This is a genomic window from Novosphingobium sp. ERN07 (assembly GCF_012641335.1).
Taxonomy (GTDB): domain Bacteria; phylum Pseudomonadota; class Alphaproteobacteria; order Sphingomonadales; family Sphingomonadaceae; genus Novosphingobium.
In genome coordinates this window covers 64192-88055 of sequence record NZ_JABAID010000005.1, presented here as the reverse complement: position 1 = coordinate 88055, position 23864 = coordinate 64192, and the positions used below count along the sequence as shown (strand labels likewise).

Annotated in this window: 24 protein-coding genes; 15 read left to right on the top strand and 9 right to left on the bottom strand. The window is 64.0% G+C overall.

Annotation, left to right across the window (positions count from 1 at the left end):
• Positions 1 to 3: 3 nt before the first annotated feature.
• From HGI47_RS09145 to HGI47_RS09125, 5 genes are all read left to right on the top strand, one after another.
• Positions 4 to 453 carry an ExbD/TolR family protein gene (locus HGI47_RS09145; RefSeq protein ID WP_168852436.1) on the top strand — a complete coding sequence of 150 codons (450 nt, stop codon included), beginning with the start codon at positions 4 to 6 and terminating at the stop codon, positions 451 to 453.
• A 10-nt stretch (positions 454 to 463) separates the two neighbouring features.
• Positions 464 to 1444 (top strand): hypothetical protein, encoded by a 981-nt coding sequence (locus HGI47_RS09140; protein WP_168852435.1) that lies wholly within the window; start codon positions 464 to 466, stop codon positions 1442 to 1444.
• Entirely contained in the window at positions 1441 to 2814 is a 1374-nt protein-coding gene (gene tolB, locus HGI47_RS09135) for a Tol-Pal system beta propeller repeat protein TolB (protein ID WP_168852434.1), read from the top strand. The genes HGI47_RS09140 and tolB overlap by 4 nt, the downstream gene beginning before the upstream one ends.
• An 89-nt stretch (positions 2815 to 2903) precedes the next feature.
• Positions 2904 to 3413, top strand: coding sequence for a peptidoglycan-associated lipoprotein Pal (gene pal, locus HGI47_RS09130; RefSeq protein ID WP_168852433.1), 510 nt, complete (start codon positions 2904 to 2906; stop codon positions 3411 to 3413).
• 108 nt (positions 3414 to 3521) lie between these two features.
• Positions 3522 to 4055: a J domain-containing protein gene (locus tag HGI47_RS09125; protein WP_168852432.1), complete on the top strand. Its 534-nt coding sequence runs from the start codon at positions 3522 to 3524 to the stop codon at positions 4053 to 4055.
• Between the two features lie 3 nt (positions 4056 to 4058).
• On the opposite strand, the gene HGI47_RS09120 is transcribed toward HGI47_RS09125, so the two are convergent.
• From HGI47_RS09120 to HGI47_RS09100, 5 genes are all read right to left on the bottom strand, one after another.
• On the bottom strand, positions 4059 to 5237 hold the full coding sequence (locus HGI47_RS09120; RefSeq protein ID WP_168852431.1) for a CCA tRNA nucleotidyltransferase: 1179 nt from the start codon (positions 5235 to 5237) through the stop codon (positions 4059 to 4061).
• Entirely contained in the window at positions 5230 to 5832 is a 603-nt protein-coding gene (locus tag HGI47_RS09115; protein WP_168852430.1) for a CoA pyrophosphatase, read from the bottom strand. The genes HGI47_RS09120 and HGI47_RS09115 overlap by 8 nt, the downstream gene beginning before the upstream one ends.
• Positions 5829 to 6398, bottom strand: coding sequence for a DUF1285 domain-containing protein (locus HGI47_RS09110; RefSeq protein ID WP_168852429.1), 570 nt, complete (start codon positions 6396 to 6398; stop codon positions 5829 to 5831). Before HGI47_RS09110 ends, HGI47_RS09115 begins: the two co-directional genes overlap by 4 nt.
• A gap of 22 nt (positions 6399 to 6420) precedes the next feature.
• Entirely contained in the window at positions 6421 to 6930 is a 510-nt protein-coding gene (locus HGI47_RS09105) for a GNAT family N-acetyltransferase (protein WP_168852603.1), read from the bottom strand.
• A gap of 79 nt (positions 6931 to 7009) precedes the next feature.
• Positions 7010 to 8404 (bottom strand): short-chain fatty acyl-CoA regulator family protein, encoded by a 1395-nt coding sequence (locus HGI47_RS09100; protein ID WP_206066091.1) that lies wholly within the window; start codon positions 8402 to 8404, stop codon positions 7010 to 7012.
• Positions 8405 to 8552: 148 nt separating this feature from the next.
• On the opposite strand from HGI47_RS09100, the gene HGI47_RS09095 reads away from it, so the two are divergent.
• From HGI47_RS09095 to HGI47_RS09085, 3 genes are all read left to right on the top strand, one after another.
• Entirely contained in the window at positions 8553 to 10148 is a 1596-nt protein-coding gene (locus HGI47_RS09095; protein ID WP_168852427.1) for an isocitrate lyase, read from the top strand.
• Positions 10149 to 10275: 127 nt separating this feature from the next.
• A complete protein-coding gene (locus HGI47_RS09090) occupies positions 10276 to 10434 on the top strand; it encodes a hypothetical protein (RefSeq protein ID WP_011444689.1) in 159 nt (52 codons plus the stop codon).
• Positions 10435 to 10629: 195 nt separating this feature from the next.
• On the top strand, positions 10630 to 12951 hold the full coding sequence (locus tag HGI47_RS09085; RefSeq protein WP_370521672.1) for a putative bifunctional diguanylate cyclase/phosphodiesterase: 2322 nt from the start codon (positions 10630 to 10632) through the stop codon (positions 12949 to 12951).
• 3 nt (positions 12952 to 12954) lie between these two features.
• On the opposite strand, the gene purQ is transcribed toward HGI47_RS09085, so the two are convergent.
• Together purQ and purS are read right to left on the bottom strand one after the other, a co-directional pair.
• The gene (purQ, locus tag HGI47_RS09080) at positions 12955 to 13632 is read right to left on the bottom strand and encodes a phosphoribosylformylglycinamidine synthase subunit PurQ (RefSeq protein WP_168852426.1); all 678 of its coding nucleotides are present in this window, start codon (positions 13630 to 13632) and stop codon (positions 12955 to 12957) included.
• A gap of 17 nt (positions 13633 to 13649) precedes the next feature.
• Complete coding sequence (gene purS / locus HGI47_RS09075; RefSeq protein ID WP_168852425.1) at positions 13650 to 13883, bottom strand: phosphoribosylformylglycinamidine synthase subunit PurS; 234 nt, start codon at positions 13881 to 13883, stop codon at positions 13650 to 13652.
• A 455-nt stretch (positions 13884 to 14338) separates the two neighbouring features.
• On the opposite strand from purS, the gene HGI47_RS09070 reads away from it, so the two are divergent.
• The 4 genes from HGI47_RS09070 to HGI47_RS09055 are packed head-to-tail and all read left to right on the top strand — an operon-like array spanning position 14339 to position 17983.
• Positions 14339 to 14953, top strand: coding sequence for a TetR/AcrR family transcriptional regulator (locus HGI47_RS09070; protein ID WP_168852424.1), 615 nt, complete (start codon positions 14339 to 14341; stop codon positions 14951 to 14953).
• Positions 14950 to 15924: an HlyD family secretion protein gene (locus HGI47_RS09065; protein ID WP_168852423.1), complete on the top strand. Its 975-nt coding sequence runs from the start codon at positions 14950 to 14952 to the stop codon at positions 15922 to 15924. The genes HGI47_RS09070 and HGI47_RS09065 overlap by 4 nt, the downstream gene beginning before the upstream one ends.
• Positions 15921 to 16850 (top strand): ABC transporter ATP-binding protein, encoded by a 930-nt coding sequence (locus HGI47_RS09060; RefSeq protein WP_168852422.1) that lies wholly within the window; start codon positions 15921 to 15923, stop codon positions 16848 to 16850. Before HGI47_RS09065 ends, HGI47_RS09060 begins: the two co-directional genes overlap by 4 nt.
• Positions 16847 to 17983 (top strand): ABC transporter permease, encoded by a 1137-nt coding sequence (locus HGI47_RS09055; protein ID WP_370521671.1) that lies wholly within the window; start codon positions 16847 to 16849, stop codon positions 17981 to 17983. Before HGI47_RS09060 ends, HGI47_RS09055 begins: the two co-directional genes overlap by 4 nt.
• On the opposite strand, the gene HGI47_RS09050 is transcribed toward HGI47_RS09055, so the two are convergent.
• Positions 17980 to 20820, bottom strand: a complete 2841-nt coding sequence (locus HGI47_RS09050; RefSeq protein ID WP_168852421.1) for a pitrilysin family protein — start codon at positions 20818 to 20820, stop codon at positions 17980 to 17982. The genes HGI47_RS09055 and HGI47_RS09050 overlap by 4 nt on opposite strands.
• 90 nt (positions 20821 to 20910) lie before the next feature.
• The gene (gene purC, locus HGI47_RS09045; RefSeq protein ID WP_039332937.1) at positions 20911 to 21696 is read right to left on the bottom strand and encodes a phosphoribosylaminoimidazolesuccinocarboxamide synthase; all 786 of its coding nucleotides are present in this window, start codon (positions 21694 to 21696) and stop codon (positions 20911 to 20913) included.
• Between the two features lie 225 nt (positions 21697 to 21921).
• On the opposite strand from purC, the gene HGI47_RS09040 reads away from it, so the two are divergent.
• The 3 genes from HGI47_RS09040 to HGI47_RS09030 are packed head-to-tail and all read left to right on the top strand — an operon-like array spanning position 21922 to position 23821.
• Complete coding sequence (locus HGI47_RS09040; protein WP_168852420.1) at positions 21922 to 22344, top strand: ketosteroid isomerase-related protein; 423 nt, start codon at positions 21922 to 21924, stop codon at positions 22342 to 22344.
• A complete protein-coding gene (locus HGI47_RS09035; protein ID WP_206066090.1) occupies positions 22344 to 22931 on the top strand; it encodes a GNAT family N-acetyltransferase in 588 nt (195 codons plus the stop codon). Before HGI47_RS09040 ends, HGI47_RS09035 begins: the two co-directional genes overlap by 1 nt.
• Positions 22928 to 23821 (top strand): carbon-nitrogen hydrolase family protein, encoded by an 894-nt coding sequence (locus tag HGI47_RS09030; RefSeq protein ID WP_168852419.1) that lies wholly within the window; start codon positions 22928 to 22930, stop codon positions 23819 to 23821. Before HGI47_RS09035 ends, HGI47_RS09030 begins: the two co-directional genes overlap by 4 nt.
• The last annotated feature ends 43 nt before the right edge of the window (positions 23822 to 23864 follow it).

Below are 23864 nucleotides of genomic sequence, written 5' to 3'. Positions count from 1 at the left end.
GGCATGGCGATGTCTGTTGGAGGCGGCGGAGGCGGGCGCGGGCGCAGAGGCCGGGGAGGCCGCGCCGCGATGAGCGAGATCAACGTCACGCCGCTGGTTGACGTGATGCTGGTGCTGCTCATCATCTTCATGGTTACTGCGCCGATGCTGGCCGCAGGCGTTCCGGTGGACTTGCCCGACAGCAAGGCCGATCCGTTGGACCAGCAGCAGGACCAGATCACCGTCAGCATCGACGCACAGGGCGCGGTGTTCCTCGATGACGAACAGCTTGCGCCGGGCGAATTGACCGACCGCTTGGCCGGGCTGCAGCGCGGTGAGAAACCGCCGCTCGTTACGCTACGCGCGGATCGTGTGCTCGATTGGGGCCGCGTGGCCGCGGTGATGGGCGAATTGAACGCGGCGGGCTTCAAGTCGATCTCGCTGGTCACCAACAGTTCATCCGCGCCGCAATAGGCCTGATTTGATGCGAGACATGACCGCAGGAGGGCTGACGAAGCAGGAAGGCGCGGGGCTGGCCATTGCGGCTGCGGCCCATGTCGCGCTGCTTGTCGCCTTCACGCTCTCTCCGCCGGGAAAGACGGTGAAGCCGCCGCCGGAGCGGATGGAAGTGACGTTCTCTGAAGAGGTGTCGCAGCAATCGACTTCGCCCGATCCGATGGCAGAAGCTGCGCCAGACGTTGCGCCCGAACTGGGTGAGGCGCAGCCAGAGCCGGTTGTCGAGCCGCAGCCCAAGCCGGAACCGCCAAAGCCCGTGCCGCCGCCGCCCGTGCCCAAACCGCAGCCTGCGCTACCCAAACCAGCACCCAAGCCGCAGCCCAAACCGGTTCCGCCGAAGCCCGCGCCGCCCAAGCCCGCGCCGCCCAAGCCGGCGCCTCCCAAACCGGCACCGGCCAAACCTGCGCCACCAAAGCCTGCTCCCGCCAAGCCTGCGCCCAAACCTGCACCTGCAAAAGTGGCAACGCCTGCGAAGGCCGCACCGGCGAAGACGGCGACTGCCGATACCAGCCCGCGCCGTCGCCCCGATGCACCTGCTGGCGGTAGCCGGGTCGGGCAGGACTTTCTGAAAGGCATTCCCGGCGCGACCAAGCCGGGCACCGCCAAATCGCCGCCTGCGGCCACGATCGGACCGGATGTACGTTCGTCGCTGGCGGGGGCTATTTCGCGCCAGATCAAGCCGCACTGGGCCGCGCCGCAGGGCGTGGACGCAGACAAGTTGATCACGATCCTTGCGTGGGATCTCAACGCCGATGGAACCCTTGCAGGCCGTCCGCGCGTTGTCGATCAACAGGGCATCACCCCGGCGAACGAGGCGCAGGCCAAGCGCCACGCCGAGCAGGCGATCCGTGCGGTGCAGCTTGCTGCGCCGTTCGACCTGCCCGACATGTATTATGCTGGCTGGAAGCGCGTCGCCGCCTTCCGCTTTGACAGGAAGTTGTCCCAATGAAGTTGCGTTTTCTGGTCCTTGCCGCTGGCCTCGTTTCGATTCCCGCGCTGGTTGCCGCGCAGCAGGTCGCTCTGCCGGATTCGGCGGCACAACCTGCTGATGAAGGGCTGACCGGCTCTGTTTCGGACGAGAACGAATGGCAGGATCTTGGCATCGCGATCCCGGCGTTCCCCACCAACGAAAGCGTGGCCACGGCAGCGGAAGGCGGCACGACCGATGCCTTGGGGCGCAACGTGGCGCGGGTGGTGTTCAACGATCTGAAGAACAATGGCCTGTTCAAGCCGCTCGGCCCCGATCAGTTGCCCGCTGTGGCATTCCCGCAGGTTTCCGCGCCCACGTTCGACATATGGCGCGGGCGTTCGGCGGAAATGCTGGTGCAGGGTTTCGTGAAGGCGAACCCCGATGGGCGGCTGACGGTCGGCTGCTATCTTTATGACGTGGCGCTGGGGAGTGAACTGGCGCGGCAAGGCTATGTTGTGAAGCCGGAGGAGTGGCGCCGCGCCGCGCACAAGTGCGCCGACATGGTCTATTCGCGGCTGTCCGGCGAAAGCCCGTTCTTTGACAGCAAGATCGCCTATATCGCGGAGACGGGGCCAAAGGACCGTCGCCGCAAGCAACTGGCGATCATGGATTCGGATGGCGCGAACCACCGCTTCATCACCAATGGGCAGGCGACGGCGCTTACCCCACGCTATTCGCCCGATTACAGCAAGATCGTCTATCTCAGCTATCTGAACGGCGCGCCGCGCATTTACGTTTATAACGTGGGCACCGGGCAGCAGACGCTCGTGACATCCAGCACCAATCCCACGTTTGCGCCGCGCTGGTCGCCCGATGGGAAGTGGATTCTCTATTCGATGGCGGTGGCGGGCAATACCGACATCTATCGCGTGCCCGCCACTGGCGGCACCTCTACGCGGTTGACTGACAGCCCCGGCATCGACGTTGGCGGTTCCTATTCGCCCGACGGCAGCAAGATCGTGTTCGAAAGCGACCGGTCGGGCGGGCAGCAGCTCTATGTTATGAACGCCGATGGATCGAACCAGAAGCGCATCAGCTTTTTCGGGGGCCGCGCTGCCACGCCCGAATGGTCGCCACGTGGGGACCAGATCGCGTTCACGCACATGGCGGGCAACTTCAAGATTGCGGTGACCGACCCCTATGGCAAGGGGATGCGCACGCTGACCGATAGCTGGCAGGATGAAGCGCCCACATGGTCGCCCAATGGCCGCATCATCCAGTTCTTCCGCACCGAACGCGGCAGCGGCAAGACCGGCATCTGGCAGGTTGACCTAACCGGGCGCAACGAACGGAAGCTGAACACCCCGGTCGATGGTTCGGACCCTGCATGGGGACCGGTCCTACCTTGAAGCGCCTGGAAAACCGCCTCTTGTCATTCGCGCGTGCAAACCGCACGATGCCCGCACCATCTCTCCCGTCCCTCCCAAAGGAGAATGCCATGAACCGTTCGCTCCTGATCGCCGGAATCGCGGCCACCACGCTGGCGCTGGGCGCTTGCGCATCGAAGCCCAAGGAATTGCCGCCTGAACCCGGCACGACCAACACGCAGACCACGCAAGGCCCGACGCAGCCGACCGGCCCTGTGCCCGGCAGCCAGGCCGATTTCCTCGCCTCGGTCATGTCGGATACGGTGCTGTTCGATCTGGACCGCTACAACATCGATGCGTCCGATCAGGGCATCCTGCAAAGCCAGGCGCAGTGGCTGGGCCGCTATCCGAACAAGGCTGTGACGATTGAAGGCCACGCGGACGAGCGCGGCACCCGCGATTACAACCTTGCGTTGGGTGAACGCCGCGCCAATGCGGCGAAGAACTATCTGGTCAGCCTTGGCATCGATCCTTCGCGCGTAACGGTGGTCAGCTATGGCAAGGAACGCCCGATTGCGCTGGGTTCCGACGAGGAATCATGGGCGCGCAACCGCCGTGCGGTGACCGTAACCGTAAACTGATCTCATCGGCATGATGCGAAAGGCCCGGACGCTGCGCCGGGCCTTTTTTGCTTTCCCGTTAGCGGGTGCATCTTGACCTTTGGCTCCACGTTTGGCTTTGCAGCAGGAATGGCGCGCAACACTCGATCTTCTGACTGGGGTTTTCCCCGATGGCGCGGCTACGGCAGCGCGCGCGAAGCTGCGCCGGTGCGCCTGTGCGACCGTGCCGGGTGCAATGAAAAGGGCGATTGCCCTGCGCCCAAATCGCCCAACAGCCCTGATCGCTGGTACTTCTGTCAGCAGCACGCTGCCGAATACAATCAGGGCTGGAACTATTTCGAAGGGCTGGACAAGGAAGAGGCCGAAGAGCGCGAACAGGCCGAGCGCGGCGATACATCCGGCTACCGCCAGTCGGCATGGACGGCATGGGGTGGTGCGGGCGATGGTAGCCGCAGCCGCGATGAACTGCGCGCGCTGGAAACGCTGGGCCTTGATCCCGATGCCGATTTCGATGCGGTGAAGAAGGCGTGGCGCACCAAGGCCAAGGAAGTCCACCCCGACGTCCGCCCCGGAGACAAGGCGGCGGCGGAGCAGTTCCAGAAACTGCAGGTGTCCTACGAAGTGTTGCGCGCGGCAGAAGAACGCCGCGAATGGAAGGGCTAAGGATCAGCCCTTCGCCAGCTCCGCGTCGAGCAGTTCAGCAACGCGGACTTCATCGGGAAAACCCTCAGCGATCCAGCGGCTTTCCACGGCCCGCAGGGTTCGCGCCACTTCCGGCCCTGCCGTGACCCCACGCGCCACGATAGCCCCGCCCTTTAGTGGGAAAGTTGGGACGGCCCACCCGTCCAACACGCCCACGCTTTCACCCGCCAGCAACAGCCGGTCCTGCGCTTCTACCATGCCCAGCCGATAGGCCAGCGCCCTGGCATCCAGCGCTGCGTCATCGCGCGCCGCCGCCGTGGCCAGCCGTTTGCGCTGTGCCACCGAAAGTCGCAGCCTCGCGGCGACCTGTTCGGCCAGAGCGGTGTCAGCGGGGAGCAGCGCGGCCAGCCGCCGCAGCGCATCCGGGCCAACGCCCGCCGATTGCTCGTGCGCGGTCAGCGCTTCTAACCCGGTCACCACGGCTTCGGGCAAGACCTGCGCCAACACGCCCAGTTCCGCCATGCGCCGCACCGTTGGCGCAGGGTCCGGAAGGGTGAGCAACGCCATCAGTTCCCAGCCCACCCGCTCACGCGAAAGACCCTTCATGCCCGCTGCCAGTTCGCTGACCGCAGCTTCCGCCTCGGCATCAGCAGGCGTGGAGCCAAACCGCGCCTGAAAGCGAAAGTAGCGCAGGATGCGCAGGTAATCCTCACGGATGCGCTGGCGAGCATCGCCGATGAAGCGCACCCGCCGTGCTGCCAGATCATCGCGCCCGCCGTGGTAATCGAACAGGTCCAGCGTGCGTGGATCGGCATAGAGCGCGTTGATTGTGAAATCGCGCCGCGCCGCATCATCTTGCCAGTCGGTTGAGAACGCGACTGTGGCGTGCCGACCATCGGTGGAAACGTCGCGCCGCAATGTGGTGATCTCCACCGAGCCGCCGCTGACCACCGCCGTGATCGTGCCATGCGCGATGCCGGTCGGAACGGCCTTGATTCCCGCCGCTTTGAGCCGTGCCGCCGTCTCATCGGGCAGCAGCGTTGTGGCCATGTCCACGTCCTTGGGCGCAAAACCCAGCAGGGTATCGCGCACCACGCCGCCAACCCAGCGGCAGTTGCCTTGCACCTGCGGGTCGAGCGCTTGCACCAGCGCTGCAAGATCATCGCGCGCGGTCCACGCCGCTGCGGGCAGTCGTTCAGTCATGCCATCGCATCCGCTTGGAAAGGTTCGATATGATCGCCGCCGTCACGCCCCATATGCGATGCTCGTTCCACATGATCTCGATGTAGCGCCCTTTGCGCCCCTGAAACTCCGCCGATTGCCACACATGTTGCGCCGGATCGAGCAGGAAGCCCAGCGGCGGTTCGAACCAGCCTGCCACTTCCGCCGGGTTCGGAGTGATAGGCAGATCGGGCGGGACCATTGCCAGCACGGGCGTGATGTCATACCCGGTGCCAGTGCGGAACCGGTCGCTCGTGCCGATCACGGTCACGTCTTCGGGCCTGATGCCCAGCTCCTCGTTCGCCTCGCGCAGAGCTGCTTCCACCGGCGTTTCACCCGGATCGAGCTTGCCGCCCGGAAACGCCGCCTGCCCCGGATGCGCGCGCATGTGCGAAGGGCGATGCGTGACCAGCACACCCGGCCCATCGGCATGGCCCACCCGGTCCGTCACCGCAATCAGCACGGCGGCAGGGCGCAGGCCGTGTTCGGGCAAGGGCCGCCAGTCCTCGTAGAGGTCTTGCAGCGGTTCGCGATGGCCTTCTTCATAAAGGCGGGTCAGCCGGTTCAGCAGGCTCACGGCGTTGGCACCAGCGCAAATCGCGCGCCCATGCTTTCCACCGCCAGCTCATCCCCGCCCAGCGCCAGCGCATGATCGATCAACTGGCCATAAGTGCTGCGATTGAGCCGCGCCTCCAGCCCGTGCCGCACCGCAAGATAGAACGCAGGCACATCTGCTGTTCCGCCCACGCGCAAGGGATGCTCTGCCCCGCACAGCACCAGATCATCGGCGTTGAGCCGGAAGGCGAGGGCAGGCTGGCCCGCCGCATCGGCCTTCACCTGCATGTCCACGGCGATGAACGCGGCGTCCTCCACCTCTATCGCCAGCTTCTGAAACGGCGTCACCAGCCAGTGTTGGCCATCCGCATCGCGCGTTAGCAGCGAGGAGAATGCCCGCACCATCGCAGGGCGCTTGATCTCGCCGCCCTGATGGAACCAGCGCCCATCGGCGGCGATGCGCATCTCGCTCTCGCCCGCCTCCTGCGGGTTCCACTGATCGAGCGGGGGCAGCTTGCGCGCGGCCATCTGCTCGGCCAGTTGGCCAAGGCTGAGCGATGCGAGTTCGGGGGGCGGAACGTAGGGCACCGGTTGCCGATGCCAGATCGGATCAGCGCCGCCAAGGCCCCAACATGCCCTCTTGCGGCAGAACGGCGGGATTCGCCGTGCGGCACAGCAGGCGGTGCTGCTCATACGGCCCCGGCAGCGTCCACCCGGCGGTGTGGGTGTTGCTGAAGCCGAAAAAGCGCTCGTAATATTCAGGATCGCCGATCAACACTTGCGGTAGTGGCGCGCGGGGATCGATGGCGGTGAGCACGGCAGTCATCAGCGCCTTGCCAAAACCTTCGCCCTGCAGGTGCGGCATCACCGCCACCGGGCCGACCATGATCATCGGGTGCATCCGCCCTTCGGCGTCGGTCAGCGCCACCGGCCAGCTCTGAATCGTGCCGGCCAGCATGTCATTGTCATCCAGCGCCGCGAACGACAGGTTGCCAAGGCATTCCATCCCTTCGCGGACCTTATAGGCGGTTCGCCCGCGCCGCGCCGGTTCGAACGCTGTGTCGAGCAATTGCTCGATCAGTTCGGGATCGACATCGGCAAGCGGAATGATCTTGGACAAGGGCAGGGCCTTCAACAAGCCGGGCGCTCCGGCAGGAAGCGCGCCGATAGCCCCCAACACCCCCCACCGCAAGCCGCGATCAGGATTCGGCAAAGCTGAACGGTTCGGCCCCGCGCCGATAGTCGTCCGGCAGGATCTCGCGCCCGATCGGCGGCTCTGCCCGCGCGGTGCACTGCGCGCGGTGGCACAGGCGGCAGGTTACGCCGATGGGCGTTGCCGCCGCCACCTTCGCATCCACACCCGCTGCATAGACCAGCCGTGGCGCATGTTCCGCCGCACAGGCCAGCGCAATGGCCCGCGTGGTGCGGGGACGGTTGAACCCGCCGCCGCCCGACGTTACGGTGCGCGCCAACGAGAAGAAACGCTGCCCATCGGGCAATTCCAGCCATTGCGTCACGATTTCGCCCGGGGTGCGAAAGCATTCGTGCACCGACCACAGCGGACACCCTCCACCATGCGCGGCAAAGGGAAACCCTGCGCCGTCCAGCCGCTTCGAAACATTGCCTGCTGCATCCACGCGGATGAAGAAGAACGGCACACGTTCCTGCCCCGGGCGGTTCAGCGTGGTGAGACGGTGGACGACCTGCTCGAAACTTGCCCCGAACTGCCCAGAAAGCGCCTCTATATCGTATCGGCGCGCATCCACCGCGCGGGCAAAGCGATCATAAGGCATGACCAGCGCCGCCGCCGCATATCCCGCCAGCGCACGCCGCAACAGTTGCGCCGCCGTATTGCTGGCAAAGCTTTCCCCCCGGATCACGGTGGCGATTTCGCCTCGCAGCGCGGTATAGGCAATGTGCTGCAACAGTTGCCATGCACGCCCCGATGGCGGCAGCGTATCGTCCACCAGCAACTGTTCGTTGTGCCGGTCGTAGCGGCGCACCGCGTCCATCATCACGTCTGGCGGCAGAAAACGCACGCGCACCCCGCGCAGCCGCAGCCATTCCGCCGGGCCACCTGCCTTATCGATTTCGCCTGCCAGTTCCTCGGCTTTCGAATCGATGGCGGGGAAATAGTTGCGCCTTGCCGCCACAAAGCGTCGCGCTTCTCCCACCGGATCGCTGGCACCGGGGCCGGGCAGTGCACTGCGCTGTTCGGCCAGCGCCTGCTGTTCACGCTGCCACGCGCCGTAGAGCCGCAGCAGCGCCTCGGTCACGCCGGGAAAGCTGGCCGCAGCGTCTGACACTTCGAGCGCGGGCAAATCGATATCCGCAAAGATCGGATCGCGCAGGGCATCGGCTAGCCGCCTTGCGTAATCGTCACGCTCATCGCTGGCGAGATCGGCCATGTCGAGCTTGTAGGCCCGCGCCAGCCGCAGCAGCAGGTCGGCGGTCAGCGGGCGCTGGTTGCGTTCGATCAGCGCGATGTAGCTGGGGGAAATGCCCAGTTCATCGGCCATCGCCTGCTGCGTCAGCCCCAATTCGCGCCGGATGCGTTTGAGGCGCGGCCCCAGATAAAGCGGTCTTGTCGACATTACACATGGCCTTTTGTATCGCCTGCACAACTTTACAAGCATATTCTGTAAAGCTTGACAACATGACCGCGTGGGCCGTTCCGCCAGTGCGATTCGGTGGTTATCCCAACCTCACACCAGATGCACACCACGTGAGGGAACACGGGACATGACCTACCACAGCAAGATCGTCGAGGCCGGGAAGGCCATCGCTCCGTTCAGCCAGACATGGGATGGCATCGAGCCTGAAAGCGTCGCGCGGATGCGCCTGCAGAACCGGTTCCACACCGGGCTGGATATCGCGCGCTACACCGCAAAGATCATGCGCGCCGATATGGCTGCCTACGATGCGGATCCTGCGAACTACACCCAGTCGCTTGGCTGCTGGCACGGGTTTATCGGCCAGCAGAAGATGATCTCGATCAAGAAGCATTTCGGCACCACCAAGGGGCGATACCTCTATCTGTCGGGCTGGATGGTCGCGGCGCTGCGCAGCGAATTCGGTCCGCTGCCTGACCAGTCGATGCACGAGAAGACTTCGGTCGCTGATCTGATCGAGGAACTCTACACCTTCCTGAAGCAGGCCGACGCCCGCGAACTCGGCGGCCTGTTCCGCGAACTCGATGCGGCCAAGGCTGCTGGCGATGCGGTGAACACCCACCGCCTGCTGCACAAGATCGACGAGTTCGAAACCCACGTTGTGCCAATCATTGCCGATATCGACGCAGGCTTCGGCAACGCCGAGGCGACCTATCTGCTCGCCAAGAAGTTCATCGAAGCGGGCGCTTGCTGCATCCAGATCGAAAATCAGGTTTCGGACGAAAAGCAGTGCGGCCACCAGGACGGCAAGGTCACCGTTCCGCACGAAGACTTCCTCGCGAAGATTCGCGCGGTCCGTTACGCCTTCATGGAACTGGGTGTCGATGATGGCGTGATCGTTGCCCGCACCGATTCGCTGGGTGCAGGCCTGACCAAGCAGATCGCTTATACCCGTGAACAGGGCGACATTGCCGATCAGTACAATTCGTTCCTCGATTGCGAAGAAGTGGACGCTGCTAAGCTCGGCCACGGCGATGTGCTGATCAGCCGCGACGGCAAGCTGATGCGGCCGAAGCGCCTGCCTTCGAACCTGTTCCAGTTTCGCACCGGAACCGGTGAGGATCGCTGCGTGCTCGATTGCATCACCTCGCTGCAGAACGGCGCTGATCTGCTGTGGATCGAGACCGAAAAGCCGCATATCGGCCAGATCGGCGGCATGGTCAGCCGCATCCGCGAAGTGATCCCGAATGCCAAGCTGGTCTACAATAACAGCCCCAGCTTCAACTGGACGCTGAACTTCCGCCAGCAGGTCTATGATGCGATGGTCGAAGCCGGCAAGGATGTCTCGGCCTACGACCGTGCCAAGCTGATGAGCGTGGACTACGACAGCTCCGAGCTGGGCATGGAAGCCGACGAACGCATCCGCACTTTCCAGAAGGACGCGGCGCGCGAAGCGGGCATCTTCCACCACCTGATCACGCTGCCGACCTACCACACGGCTGCGCTCAGCACCGACAACCTCGCTAAGCGCTATTTCGGTGAAGAAGGGATGCTCGGGTACGTCAAGCAGGTCCAGCGCGAGGAAATCCGTCAGGGCATCGCCTGCGTGAAGCACCAGAACATGTCGGGTTCCGACATTGGCGATGATCACAAAGAATACTTCTCTGGCGAAGCCGCGCTCAAGGCCGGCGGCGTCCACAACACGATGAACCAGTTCGCTGCATAACGCAGCGCAGAAATAGCCCCTCCCCTTCAGGGGAGGGGTTGGGGTGGGGGTGGCCAACCACAAACCATCCCCATGAAGCAAATCCTCGCGGCAATCACGCCCCGAAGATCCAAGAAGGAGACCCAACATGGCTGAACCTGCACGTGCCCGCGCGGTCCTCTCGACCGAGGACTTCAAGCTGATCCGCGAAGCCGTACTGCACTACTTGAAGGCCATCGAAGATCAGCCGGAATCGGTTAAGTTTTCGAACCTTTACCACAGGCTTGGCAGTGCCCTTGGCCGTTAAGGCTTTGGCACCAGCCACTTAAGGACCTTTCCTGGGGAGGAAAGTCCGGCCCGTCGTGCTTCCGAGTGAAGCGCGGCGGGCCATCTTTTTACCATCATTGTCGCCAAAGCGCCGGATTTGCTTACTTTTGGCTAAGAAATTGCCGGTATTGCCTTGCATGTGATAAGCCTGCCTGCACCCACAAGCGAAACCCGCGTGACCGATCTTCCCGTACTCGCGGTGATTGGCCTGCGCGAACCGGCAGAGGGCGATTGGGGGCGGTTGCGCGGGCTGCAGTATTCCAGCCTTGGCAAGTTGGCATTCGCGCGGTTGTTCGCCCACGCGCTGGCAGCGCTGTTGGTGTTGCAGATCTATTCCGGCAACCTGCATGTTGCAGCGCTCGTTGGCTGGATAGCCGTGCTGATCGGTGTGCTGATCATGGGCGCGCGCTTCGATCGCTCGTTGCGCGATGCCGATCGTCGCAGGGTTTCGCGGCGGGAAATGCACCGGCAGACGATAAGCTCGCTTTGCGTTGCCGTGGTGTGGTCCGTGCCGATGCTGGTATTTTCGCACTTTGGTGATCCGGCTCAACGCATGATGCTCTGGACCGTGCTGGCGCTGCTGATGACCGGGATGGCGATTACCTTTGCCGCGCTGCCTATTGCCACGGTGATGTTTTCCGGCGTCGTCGGGCTTGCCGCAATCGTCACTTTCGCAATCTGGGGCCAATTCACCGCTGCGGCGGTCGCTTTTGCGTTCGTGGCCATTGTCAGCATTGGCGCAGTTGATGCTGCGCGCAATTTTCTTGGTGCCCGCGTGGCGGAGGCGGGCATGGCCGAAAAGGCGGAAGTCGTCTCGCTGCTGCTGCGCGAATTTGAAGAAGGTGATGCCGATTGGCTGTGGCAGGTTGACGCAACCCGCCGCGTCCGTTCGGTCAGTCCACGCTTTGCTTTTGCGCTGGGCGATGATCCCGAAGACGTTGAAGGCAAGCCGCTGATCCAGCTTATCGCGGGCGAAGCGTGGGACACCGGCCATTTTCATTCCAGCCTGCACGATCTCGCCGAGCGTCTGAAGCGGCGCGAAAGCTTTTCGAATCTGATGGTACGCGTCGTCCTGCGCGGTTCCCCGCGCTGGTGGGAACTCTCGGCTTCGCCCAAATTCGATGAAAACGGAACGTTCATCGGTTTCCGCGGGGTCGGCTCCGACGTGACCGAACAGCGCGAAAGCGCCGAAAAGATCGCCTGGCTTGCGCGCTATGATACGCTGACCGGCCTGCCCAACCGCCTCATGCTGACCGAGGCGCTTGGCGATGCGATGGTCTATGCCGAGAAGTGGCGCACCAACTGCGCGTTTCTGATGATCGACCTCGACCGGTTCAAGGCGATCAACGATACGCTGGGCCATCTGGTGGGTGACCAGATGTTGGCGCTGGTATCAGAGCGGCTGAAGAAGATCGTCCGCGAAAACGAGGTCTGCGGGCGTCTGGGTGGTGACGAGTTTGGTGTGGTGGTGCGCGATGCAGGCAATGTGCAGCGCATTGCTGATCTCAGCAAGGCGATCATTTCTGCCTTGTCGATGCCGTATGAGGTGGATCACCACACGCTCTATGTGGGGGCGAGCATCGGTTCCGCGTTCGGCCCGCGTGATGGGGCGACGGTGGAGACGCTGCTGCGCAACGCCGACCTTGCGCTCTATCGGGCAAAGGACGAAGGCGGCGGGCGGCACTGCACCTATGAACCATCGCTCCACGCCCACGCCGAAGAGCGGCGCAAGCTGGAGTTCGCGCTGCGCCACGCGCTTGAACGTGATGAGTTCTCGCTGATGTACCAGCCGGTGGTCGACGCGATGAGCGAGAAGGTGCTGAGCTTCGAAGCGCTGCTGCGCTGGATCAGCACCGAACATGGCTTTGTCAGCCCCGCGAAGTTCGTGCCCATCGCCGAGGACACCCGGCTGATCGTGCCGATTGGCGAATGGGTGCTGCGCACCGCCTGTTTCGAGGCGATGAAATGGCCCGATAACGTCAAGATCGCCGTCAACGTATCGGGTGAGCAGTTGCTCGACCCCTACTTTGCCGAAACGGTGGTCGGCGCGCTCACTGCCAGCGGTCTTTCGCCGCATCGGCTTGAGATCGAGGTGACCGAGAGCATCTTCGTGCGCGATGGCACAACCGCGCAGATGACGCTGGAAAACCTGATGGGCATCGGCTGCGGCGTGGCGCTCGACGATTTCGGGACCGGCTATTCCTCGCTCGGCTATCTGCGCAAGATGCGCTTTTCGACGATCAAGGTGGATCGCAGCTTCGTGCAGGGCGCGGCGCGGGAAAACCCGGAAAGCCTTGCCATCTGCCGTGCAGTGGTGGCGATGGCCGACAGTCTGGAAATGTCGACCACGGCAGAAGGCGTGGAGACGGAACTGGAACTTGAAGTGATCCGCAAGATCGGCTGCAAGAAAATTCAGGGCTATTACTTCGGCCGCCCGATGAGCGGGGCCGATGCGCTGGCCCTGTTCGGCACGGCCCGCCAACGCCAGCGGGCCTGAACCTTAGGCCGATACCAGCCCGCGCACTACGTTTTCGAACAGCGCGCGACCATCGGAACCGCCGTGCGCCGGTTCGATCATGCGTTCGGGGTGAGGCATCATGCCAAGCACGTTGCCGCGATCATTGAGCACGCCCGCGATATTGCGTGCCGAGCCGTTGACGGCTTCGGCATAGCGAAATGCCACGCGGCCTTCGCCCTCGATCCGGTCCAGCGTCGCGTCATCCGCGAAGTAGTTGCCATCGTGGTGCGCGACGGGGATCTTGATCTGCTGGCCGGCGTCATAGCCTGCGGTGAACAGCGACTGGTTGTTGTCCACGGTCAGCGCCACATCGCGGCAGACGAAGCGGATGCCGGCGTTGCGCATCAGCGCACCCGGAAGAAGTCCAGCTTCGGTCAGCACCTGAAAGCCGTTGCACACGCCGAGCACGGTGACGCCGCGTTCTGCCGCGCGAACCACAGCTTGCATCACCGGCGAACGGGCGGCCATCGCGCCGGAGCGCAGATAATCGCCATAGGAAAAGCCGCCGGGCAGGGCGATGAAATCGAGGCCTTCGGGAAGGTCGGCATCGCCATGCCACACGCGGTGGACGGTGCCGCCGCAGACCTGTTCGATAGCCACGGCCATGTCACGGTCACAGTTGGAGCCGGGAAATGTAATGACGGCGGAGGTGAAGGCCATGTCTTTCGCTCCTGCGCTCAGGCCGCCTTTTCGATGCGGTAGTTTTCGATCACCATGTTGGCGAGGAGCTTCTTGCACATCTCGTCAAGCGTGGTGTCAGACGTGCTGTCGGCCACGTCGAGTTCGATCACGCGGCCTGCGCGCACATCGTTCACGCCTTCGAATCCGAGGCCTTCCAATGCGTGATGGATGGCGCGGCCCTGCGGATCGAGCACGCCGTTCTTGAGGGTGACAATGACGCGGACCTTCATCGACGGGGCCTTTCGGACGCTGGCAGGTGTGAGAATCTTGGAGCGGCCTATGCAACCGGATGCGGCGAAGAGCAAGGCCAAGATGGGGCAATTCCGTTCAGGTTCACGGCGCTTTTCCTGAAAGGGTTTACACAGTTTACACGGTCCAGAGAAACTTTCGCGTGGCTCTTCCGTCAGGCTTTGCCGGCACCGACAGGCGCCGGCAAGCGGCGGAAAAGAGGGCGAAAAGGGCGTGGTGTCTGCTCCATGAATCGGAGCCTAGCGCGCTTTGCGTAAGTAGGAAAACGATCACGCATCGGGGGCAGTTTCGGGTTAGGTTGAGGAACCCCAAGGACAGGGTTATGTCCATCCGGTGGCAGGGTTGCCCGCATTACTCGCACCCCACGCGCAGCAGCCGACCCTGCCACCGCTTTTTCCGATCTTTACATGACGCACATGTCAGTTATTGTCGCGCCATGCCCCGCGTAACCCCGCCCGACCGCCGCGACCGCATCCTCGACGCCGCGCGCGAGGAATTTGCCACACGAGGTTTTGCTGCCGCACGGATGGAGGATGTGGCCAAGCGCGTCGGGATAAGCCGCGCCGCGCTCTATCTTTCGTTCGACAGCAAGGAGGCGCTCTTCCGCGAGCTGGTTTCGGCGGTGATTACCGACATCATGCCGACGCTGCTGCCAAGCGATTACGGCACATTGCCCGCGCCCGCGCTGCTGCGCGGCTTTGTGAAGAACGCGATGAAGCGCATGGCCAGCCCGGAAATGGCATTCCTGCCCCGCCTGATCGTGGGCGAGGGGCGCAACTTTCCCGAACTGGCGCGCTTCTATCACGAAACGGCGATGATCTGCGTGCTTGGCGCGGTGGAGCGCCTGATCATCCACGGGGTGGAGCGCGGCGAATTTGCCTGTGCCGATCCGAAAATGGCGGCGCGCAGCGTGGCGGGCGGAATCATCTTTGCGGCGCTGTGGCGCAACGTGTTCGAACCGGTGGGCGCTGAACCGCTGGACATCGACTGGATGGCCGAGAGCCACGCCGGGCTTATTCTGGGCGGGCTGCGCAAGGGGGAAGGGGCATGAAGATGCCACCCAAGCCATTGATTGCAGTGGGTATCGTGGCGGTTGCAGCTGGCGCTTACACACTGCTGCGTCCCGAAAGCGAGGATGCCCGCTGGCTGGGCTATGTCGAAGGGGAGCCTCTACTGATCGCCGCGCCGGTTTCGGGCACGCTGGCGGCGCGCCCGGTCATGCGCGGGCAGGCGGTAGACAAGGGCGAGGCGCTGTTCACGCTCGATCCGCAGACCGCAGATGCCGATGCGGCGCAACTGGCCGCGCAAGTGGCGGCGGCCAAGGCGCAGGCGGCGGACCTGGCGCAAGGCCGCAACCGCGCGCCGGAACAGGCGGCGGCGAGTGCGGCGCTGACTTCGGCCAAGGCGCAGGCGGTGCGCGCGGATGCCGACTATCAGCGCATCGCGGCGCTTGCGGGCAAGGGCTTTGCCAGCAGAACGCAACTCGATGCGGCACGGGCCGCGCGGGATTCCGCCAGTGCAGCGCTGCAGCAGGCGCAGGCCGTGCTGGCGAGCGGAGGGCTTTCCGCAGGACGCCCCGAACAGCAGGCGGCAGCGCAGGCGAGCGTGGGGGCGGCGGAAGCGGCATTGCGCGCGCAGGCACGACGTCGGCAGGAAATCGCGCCGGTGGCAGCCGCGCGCGGCGTGGTGCAGCAGACTTTTTTCGATCCGGGCGAGTGGGTTCCTGCAAACCAGCCGGTGCTTGCTCTGCTGCCCGACGATCAGCGCAAGCTGCGCTTTTTCGTGCCGCAGGACCGGGTAGCTGCGCTGAAAGTGGGCGCGAAAGTGCGCTTTACCTGCGATGGATGTGGTGATGCGGCGCGGGCGGCGACGATCAGCTATATCAGTCCGCGTGCCGAGTTTACCCCGCCGGTGATCTATTCAGAACGGGCGCGGGCCAAGCTGGTGTTCATGGTGGAAGCCGCGCTGCCCGTGGCGCAGCCGCTTCCGTTGGGCCTTCCTGTGGCGGTTGCCGTGCAGTGAACGGCGAAGCGCCCGTCATCGACGTGCAAGGGCTGACCAAGCGGTTCGGCGGACGCATCGTGGTGGACGATCTGACCCTGCAGGTGGCGCGCGGTTCGATCTGCGGATTTCTGGGGCCAAACGGATCGGGCAAGACCACAACGCTGCGGATGATCTGCGGGCTGTTGATCCCCGATGCCGGAGGTGGGACTGTGCTGGGGCTTGATCTTGGCCACAAAAGGGGCGCGATCAAGGGGCGGGTCGGCTACATGACCCAGAAGTTCGGGCTGTTTTCCGACCTGACCATTGCCGAAAATCTGGAATTCTTTGCACGCGTGCATGGGCTTGACCGGCGGCGCGAGCGGGTGGCCGAAGCGCTGGACGCGCTGGGGCTGGCAACGCGGGCGGACCAGTTGGCGGGCAAGCTTTCGGGCGGGTGGAAGCAGCGGCTGGCGCTGGCGGCAGCCGTGCTGCACGAACCTGAAATCCTGCTGCTGGACGAACCGACGGCGGGCGTTGACCCGCAGGCCCGGCGCGAGTTCTGGGACCAGATTCACGAGCTGGCGCAAGGCGGGATGACCGTTCTGGTTTCCACGCATTACATGGACGAGGCCGAGCGCTGCCACGAAATCGCCTATATCGCCTATGGCCGGATGCTGGCGCGCGGCACGATGAGCGAGGTAATCGCGGGATCGGGGCTGAAAGCGCTGATCGGAGAAGGACCGGGAGCAGACCGGTTGGCAGCGCGGATCGAGGGCAGGCCCGGCGTCGAAATGGCGGCGCCGTTCGGTACGGCAATCCACGTCTGTGGGCGCGATGTTTCAGCCCTGAGAGCCGCAGTGGCAGAGTTTGACGGCGTGGAGTGGCGTGGAACCCAGCCTAGCCTTGAGGATGTTTTCATTCACCTGATGCGTGGGGCAGAGGACAATTCGGTGGTGGTCACGTGATCTGGCGTGCTGCCTTCACGCGAATTGCCGCGATGGTGTTCAAAGAAGTGCGCCAGATGATGCGCGATCCGGGCACGATCGGCATGATGCTGATGATGCCGATCTTGCAACTGACGATCTTTGGCTTTGCAATCAACAACGATCCCCGCGGCTTGCCGATGGCGCTGGAAATCAACGACACTTCGCAGTTCTCGCGCAGCATCGATGCGGCCTTGCGCAACACCACCTATTTCCGTGTTACGCATGTAGTGTCCGCACCGGGTGAGGGAGAGCGGTTGCTGAAAGACGGCGTGGTGCAGTTCCTTGTCACCGTGCCGCCGGACTTTGGCCGCGATCTGGTGCGCGGCACGCGGCCGCAACTGCTGGTGACGGCCGACGCAACCGACCCTGCTTCGACCGGCAATGCCATCGGGGCGATCCAGCAGGCAGTGGACGGCGCGCTTTCGCACGATCTGATCGGCCCGCTGGCGATGCGGATGCCGGGGCAACCGCCGGTTGATCTGGTCATTCACCGCAGCTACAATCCCGAAGGCATTACCAGCCATAACACGGTGCCGGGGCTGCTGGCCATCGTGCTTTCGATGACGATGGTGATGCTGACCGCACTTTCGGTAACCCGCGAGGTGGAGCAGGGGACAATGGAGAACCTGCTGGCCACGCCCTTGCGCCCGTTCGAGGTGATGGTGGGCAAGATCGTGCCCTATCTGGTGATCGGCGTGGTGCAGATGGCGGTGATCCTGATGGCGGCGCAAGTGGTGTTTCGCGTGCCCTTCGAAGGCTCTGTTACCCTCACGCTGGCATCGACGCTGCTGTTCATGGTGACCAGTCTGGCGTTGGGCTTCATGCTCTCTACCGTGGCGACAAGCCAGCTTCAGGCGATGCAGATGAGCTTCTTCTACATGCTGCCATCGATCCTGCTGTCCGGCTTTGCCTTTCCTTTCAGGGGAATGCCGACGTGGGCGCAATGGCTGGCCGAGATGCTGCCGACCACGCATTACATCCGGCTGGTGCGTGGGATCATGCTGAAAGGGTGGACGCTTGGCGATGCGGCGTGGGAACTGGGCGTGCTGGCGGGAATGCTGGGCGTGCTTGGGACGGTGGCGGTGCGGCGTTATCAGGACACGGTGGCTTAGGGTGCTGGCGCACCTTCGGGCAGGACCAGCAGTTCCACCGCCTTTTCGGGCGCAAGGTAGCGACGAGCGAGGGCCTGAAGATCGGCGGCGGTGACCTTTTCCAGCCGCGCGCGGGCGGCCTTGGCACGGGCCAGGCGGTCGGGCCGGGTTTGCGCATTTTCGGCCAGCGCCATCCAGCCGCTGTTGGTTTTCAGCGCATTGTCGATGCGTTCCAACATGGGTGCGCGGGCGCGTTGGAGAACGTCGGGGTCGACCGGCGCAGTGGCCAGTGCGCGCAGCGTTTCGACCAGAGCAGCGCGGGTGGCGGTCACGTCGGCCAGATCGACCGAGGCGTTGATGGTGAAGGTACCATAGCCGGTCCAGACGCGGCTCAGGGCGCTGGATGCGCCGGGGCTGTAGGCCTTGCCCAGCTTTTCGCGCACGGTATCGAGCACTTCGATCCCCACCACGGCATCGAGGAGCGACAGCGCGACGGCCTCGTCCGCATCGCTATCGTCACGGGTGGGCCAGACCATGCGGACGATGGCCTGGTTGGCCTCGCCAGTGTGGCGGATTTCCTGCACGCCCCGTGAGGCCGTGAAGCTGCGCTGGCGCTGGGCGGTGTAGGGGCGGAAACCGGCTTCGCGCGAGGGGAGAGCGCCGAACGTGCGGGCGACAGCATCGATCGCGGCGGCTTCATCAATGTCACCCACTATCGCGATTTCCAGTGCGCCGTTGGTCAGGCGGTCGGTCAGCGCGGTGCGCAGCTTGGCGAAGCTGAGTGCGGCGTAGTCTTCCTGGCTTTGCAGGGTAAAACGCGGATCGTTGTCGGACAGGATGCCGCCGATGCTGTTCGCCAGTGCTGCGCCGGGCGAGGACCGCAGGCGCGCGAAGAAATTGGCGATGTTCTGGCGATAGGCCACTTCGCCCTCAGCGCGATAGCCGGGATCGCTGATCAGCGCGGCCCAGAGCTGAAGTTGCAGCGCCAGATCGCGCGGGGTGGTGGAAGCATCGGTGACGAAAGTATCGCCCGATATGCCAAGGCCCATCCCGACCGAGCGGCCCGCAAGCAGCGTTTGCAGATCGTCCTCGCTATGCTTGCCCAGCCCGCCGCGCGCGAGGACGGCGGTCATCTCGGTCACCAGCGGATCGGCCTTGCTGTCAAGCATTTCGCCGCCATCGAGATTGAGGCTGAGCTGGATGCGGTCCTTTGCAAGATCGGTGCTCTTGAGGTTGAGGCGGACGTTGTTGGCAAAGCGGATTTCTCGGATGCCGTAGAGCGGTTCGATGATATCGGAAACGACCGCGCCGGGCTGGCCGAAATCCGTATAGGCAAAGGGCACCGGGGCGGGGACTTCGCCCGCCGGTGCCTTGGCGCGGGTGGCCTTAGCAAAGGTCTGGCGCAGCGCCTTTTCGCCCCCGGTGGGCGGGGTGCGGCCCTGAAAACGGATCAACGGGTCTTTGAGCGGAACAGCCTCGGCCTTGAGCGCGGCCATGACCGACGTTGGCGTGATCGTGGGCGCGAACTGGTTGAACCGATCGAGGCCCGATTGCGGTGTGGTGGGCACCTGATCATCGCGCACCAGTGCAAGCGCGGCGGCGACCAGCGTGCCGTGCGAGCGGGTGTCGGCCCCGGCTGCACCGTTTTCCAGCGCGGTGCGGATATTGGCGACCTGTTCATCGATCTCGGCCTGCGTGAACTGGCCGGACAGGGCGCGGGCATAGGCCCCGGTTGCGGCGGCAAACCCGCGCTGCCAGCCGCCGTCCACGGTATCGACGATGAGGTTGGTGGTGCGACCGATTTCGAACACGTCGCTGGTGCCAAAGCCTGCGCCACGGAACGGCGGATCGGGCACGCGGCTCATGCGCTGAAAGCGGCGGTTGACCGCGCCGTAGCCAATCTGGCGCAACAGGGCGGTGCGGCGATTGGCCACGGTGTCAGGCTCATCCAGCCAAGGCCCGTGGCGCGATGCGGTGACGCGCTCTGACAAGGAGGGATCGATGTGGATGTCGGTCCGGGCTTTCTGCTTTGGATCGACTTTGCCTTCATCGGGGCGCGGGGTTGCGGGCTTTGCTTGCCAATCGGCGAAGCGGGCGCGGATTGCGGCCTCTATCGCATCGGGTTCGAAATCACCCACGACGACCAGCGTCATGTTCGACGGCACATATTCGCGCGTCCAGAAGGCTTTCAGCGTTTCGGCGGTTGCGGCGTTCAGAGCCTCGATCGTGCCGATGGGCAGGCGTTTGGGATAAGTCGCCTGCGGATAGAAGAAGGCGATCTGGTCTTCCAGATTGGTGCGCTGCCAGCCTTGCCCATCGCGCAGTTCGGACAGCACGACGCCGCGTTCGCGTGCCACGGCCTGCGGATCAAACGTCAGTTCACTCGCCGTTTCGCGCATGAGCATCAGCGCGGTGTCGAGCAGCTTGGGATCGGCGCGCGGCAGATCGAGCATGTAGAGCGTCTGTTCGAACGAGGTCTGCGCGTTGGTGTCTGCGCCGAACGACAGGCCGTTGCGCTCCAGCAGCTTGATCATCTCGCCTTCGGGCACATGGGTCGAGCCGTTGAAGGCCATATGCTCTATGAAATGCGCGAACCCGCGCTCGCTCTCGCGCTCGTCCAGCGACCCGGTGGCAATGTCCATGCGCACCAGCGCAGTGCCTGCGGGCGTGGCGTTTTGGCGGATGATGAAGCGCAACCCGTTGGGAAGCTGGCCATAGCGGTAGGCGGGATCGGGCGGCAGGTCGCTCTGCTCGAACGCCCACGTGGGTTTGGGCGCGCTGGCGATGGTCGCAGGTTGCGCGGCGCAGGCAGCGAGAGTGAGGGCAGTGGCGAGGGGAAGCAGGCGGCGGAAGATCATTGCGCGGTGGTTTGCCCGCTTGGCGGTAGCGGCGCAAACAAAAACCCCTCCGCTGCCGGAGGGGGGTTTTGTTGCAGCGTGCGTTAAAGCTTACTTCTTTCCGCGCAGCTTGCGATGTGCGCCCAAGTCGAACACCTCGCTCGGTCCGCCGTCGTTTTCCAGCAGGCCGAGGCGGCGGGCGACTTCCTGGTAGGCTTCTTCCTCGCCGCCCAAGTCGCGGCGGAAGCGGTCCTTGTCGAGCTTTTCGCCGGTGGTCATGTCCCACAGGCGGCAGCCGTCGGGGCTGATTTCGTCGGCTAGGATCACGCGGCTGTAGTCGCCGTCCCAGATGCGGCCGAATTCGAGCTTGAAATCGACGAGGCTGATGTTGATCGCCGCGAACATGCCGCAGAGGAAATCGTTCACGCGGATGGCCATCGAGGAGATGTCCTGCATTTCCTCGTTCGATGCCCAGCCGAAGCAGGCGATGTGCTCTTCGGCGATCATCGGATCGCCCAGCGCATCGTCCTTGTAATAGTATTCGATCAGGGTGTGCGGCAGCGGCTCACCCTCTTCGATGCCAAGGCGCTTGGAGATGGAGCCTGCGGCGATATTTCGCACGACCACTTCGATCGGGATGATCTCTGCCTGCCGCACGAGCTGTTCGCGCATGTTCAGGCGGCGGATGAAGTGGGTGGGGATGCCGATATGGGCGAGGCGCGTGAACACATATTCGCTGATGCGGTTGTTGATCACGCCCTTGCCGTTGATCGTGCCGCGCTTTTGCGCGTTGAACGCGGTGGCATCATCCTTGAAATACTGGATGATCGTGCCCGGTTCGGGGCCTTCGTAAAGGATCTTGGCCTTGCCTTCGTAGATCTGGCGGCGACGGGACATGATCGGTCTTCCTGCACGGCGCCGGGCAGCGGCCCGGCCAGAATACAAAACCCCGGCATCGCGTTGGAGGCGAATCCATCGCAAGCGCCGGGGCGTTCTTCCGGCCCATAAGCGAACGAGCGCAAAAGTGCAATTGCACGCGGGGCTGCAATGAAGCCTTGCACGGCAGGGCGCTGGAACGGCGCGACGCTTGGCGTTAGATCGGGTCAAAAGGAGTAAATGCCGATGACCAGCCCTGCTGCCCGAACTGATGCGATTGCCCTGCTTACCCGTTATTACGCGGCGTTTAACGCGGGCAATTGGGCCGGGATGCTCGATTGCCTGAGCGATGATGTGGCGCATGATGTGAATCAGGGCGAGCGCGTGACGGGCAAGGCCAAGTTCGCTGAATTTTTGGGGCATATGGAGCGCTGCTACAAGGAACGGCTGGCCGATATCGTGCTGATGGCGAGCGAGGATGGCACCCGTGCTTCGGCGGAGTTCGTGGTCCACGGCGAATATCTGGCGACGGACGAGGGTTTACCGGAAGCGAGCGGGCAGACGTACGTGCTGCCGGCGGGCGCGTTCCTTGCCATCGATGGCGGGAAGATCACGCGGCTGACGATGTATTACAATCTGGCAGATTGGATGAAACAGGTGGTCGGCTGATGGCGATTTCGGTCAGGCCGCTGACCGGACCTGAGATTGCGGCGGTGCTGGACGATCTGGGGCGGTTGCGGATCGCCGTGTTTGCCGACTTTCCCTATCTCTACGATGGGGATGCGGCTTATGAGGCAGACTATCTGGCCGAATATGCGGCTGCGCTCGATGCAGTGCTGGTGGCGGCGTTTGACGGCGAGCGGATCGTGGGGGCCGCTACGGCGGCCCCAATGATGCACCAGAAGGCGGAGTTCCGCAGGCCGTTCGAAGAGCGGGGGATCGATGTGGCGCGGCTGTTCTATTTTGGGGAAAGCGTGCTGCTGCCCGAATATCGTGGGGCAGGGATTGGCCATGCTTTTTTCGACCATCGGGAGCGGCAGGCGATGCAGTGCGGCGCAAATGCGGCCTGTTTTGCAGCGGTGGTGCGGGCCGGGAATCATCCGGCGCGGCCTGCGGGCTATATGCCGCTCGATGCGTTCTGGGCGAAGCGGGGATATGGGCTGGTGCCGGGCCTGACCACGGAACTGGCGTGGAAAGAGCATGGGGCCGAGGCTGAACGGGTGAACGTGATGCAGTATTGGTTGAAGCAGTGGTGAGTTTCACCGTAGCCGCCGCGCAATATCCGATTGATCGGCTGGATAGCTGGGATGCCTATGCGGCCAAGCTGACGCGCTGGGTTGAAGACGCAGCGCAGGCTGGGGCGTCGCTGGCGGTGTTTCCCGAATATGGCGCAATGGAACTGGCCAGCCTTGATCCGGCAACGATGGGCGATCTGGCAGGGTCCATCGAGACGGTTTCGGCGCTGCTGCCGCGTGTGGATGCGTTGCACGCTGAACTGGCCGCGCGGACGGGCCTGCATATTCTGGCCGCCTCAGCCCCGCGCAAGGACGCCGATGGGCGCTTTCGCAACGCCGCGCGGCTCTTTGCACCCAATGGCAAAGTGGGCGTGCAGGACAAACTGGTGATGACCCGGTTCGAGCGCGAGCTGTGGCATATCGCCGCGGGATCGGCCTTGCGTCTGTTTGACACTGCACTTGGGAAAATCGCTGTAAGCATTTGTTACGACAGCGAGTTTCCGCTGCTAGCGCGGGCTTGTGTGGAGGCCGGGGCGGATCTGTTGCTGGTGCCTTCGTGCACGGATTCGCTGCATGGTTACTGGCGCGTAAGGTTAGGCGCGCAGGCACGGGCGCTGGAGGGGCAGTGCTATGCAGTGCATTCGCCCACGGTGGGGGAGGCGGAGTGGTCGCCTGCTGTGGACGTCAATCGGGGGGCGGCGGCGGTCTATGGCCCGCCGGATCGCGGGATGCCCGAAGATGGCGTGCTGGCGATGGGTGTTGAAGGCGCGGCGCAATGGGTCTTTGCCGAAGTGGATACCGCCCTGGTGGCTGAACTGCGCGCCGATGGGGGGGTGCTGAACACCCGGCACTGGGCGGAGCAACCGGGGGCGGTCCAGCTTCCGGCGGTGGAGGTCGTGGACTTGCGCTGATCGCAAGGTTATCGATGGGATTCGTTACGAAGGAAACCATTGA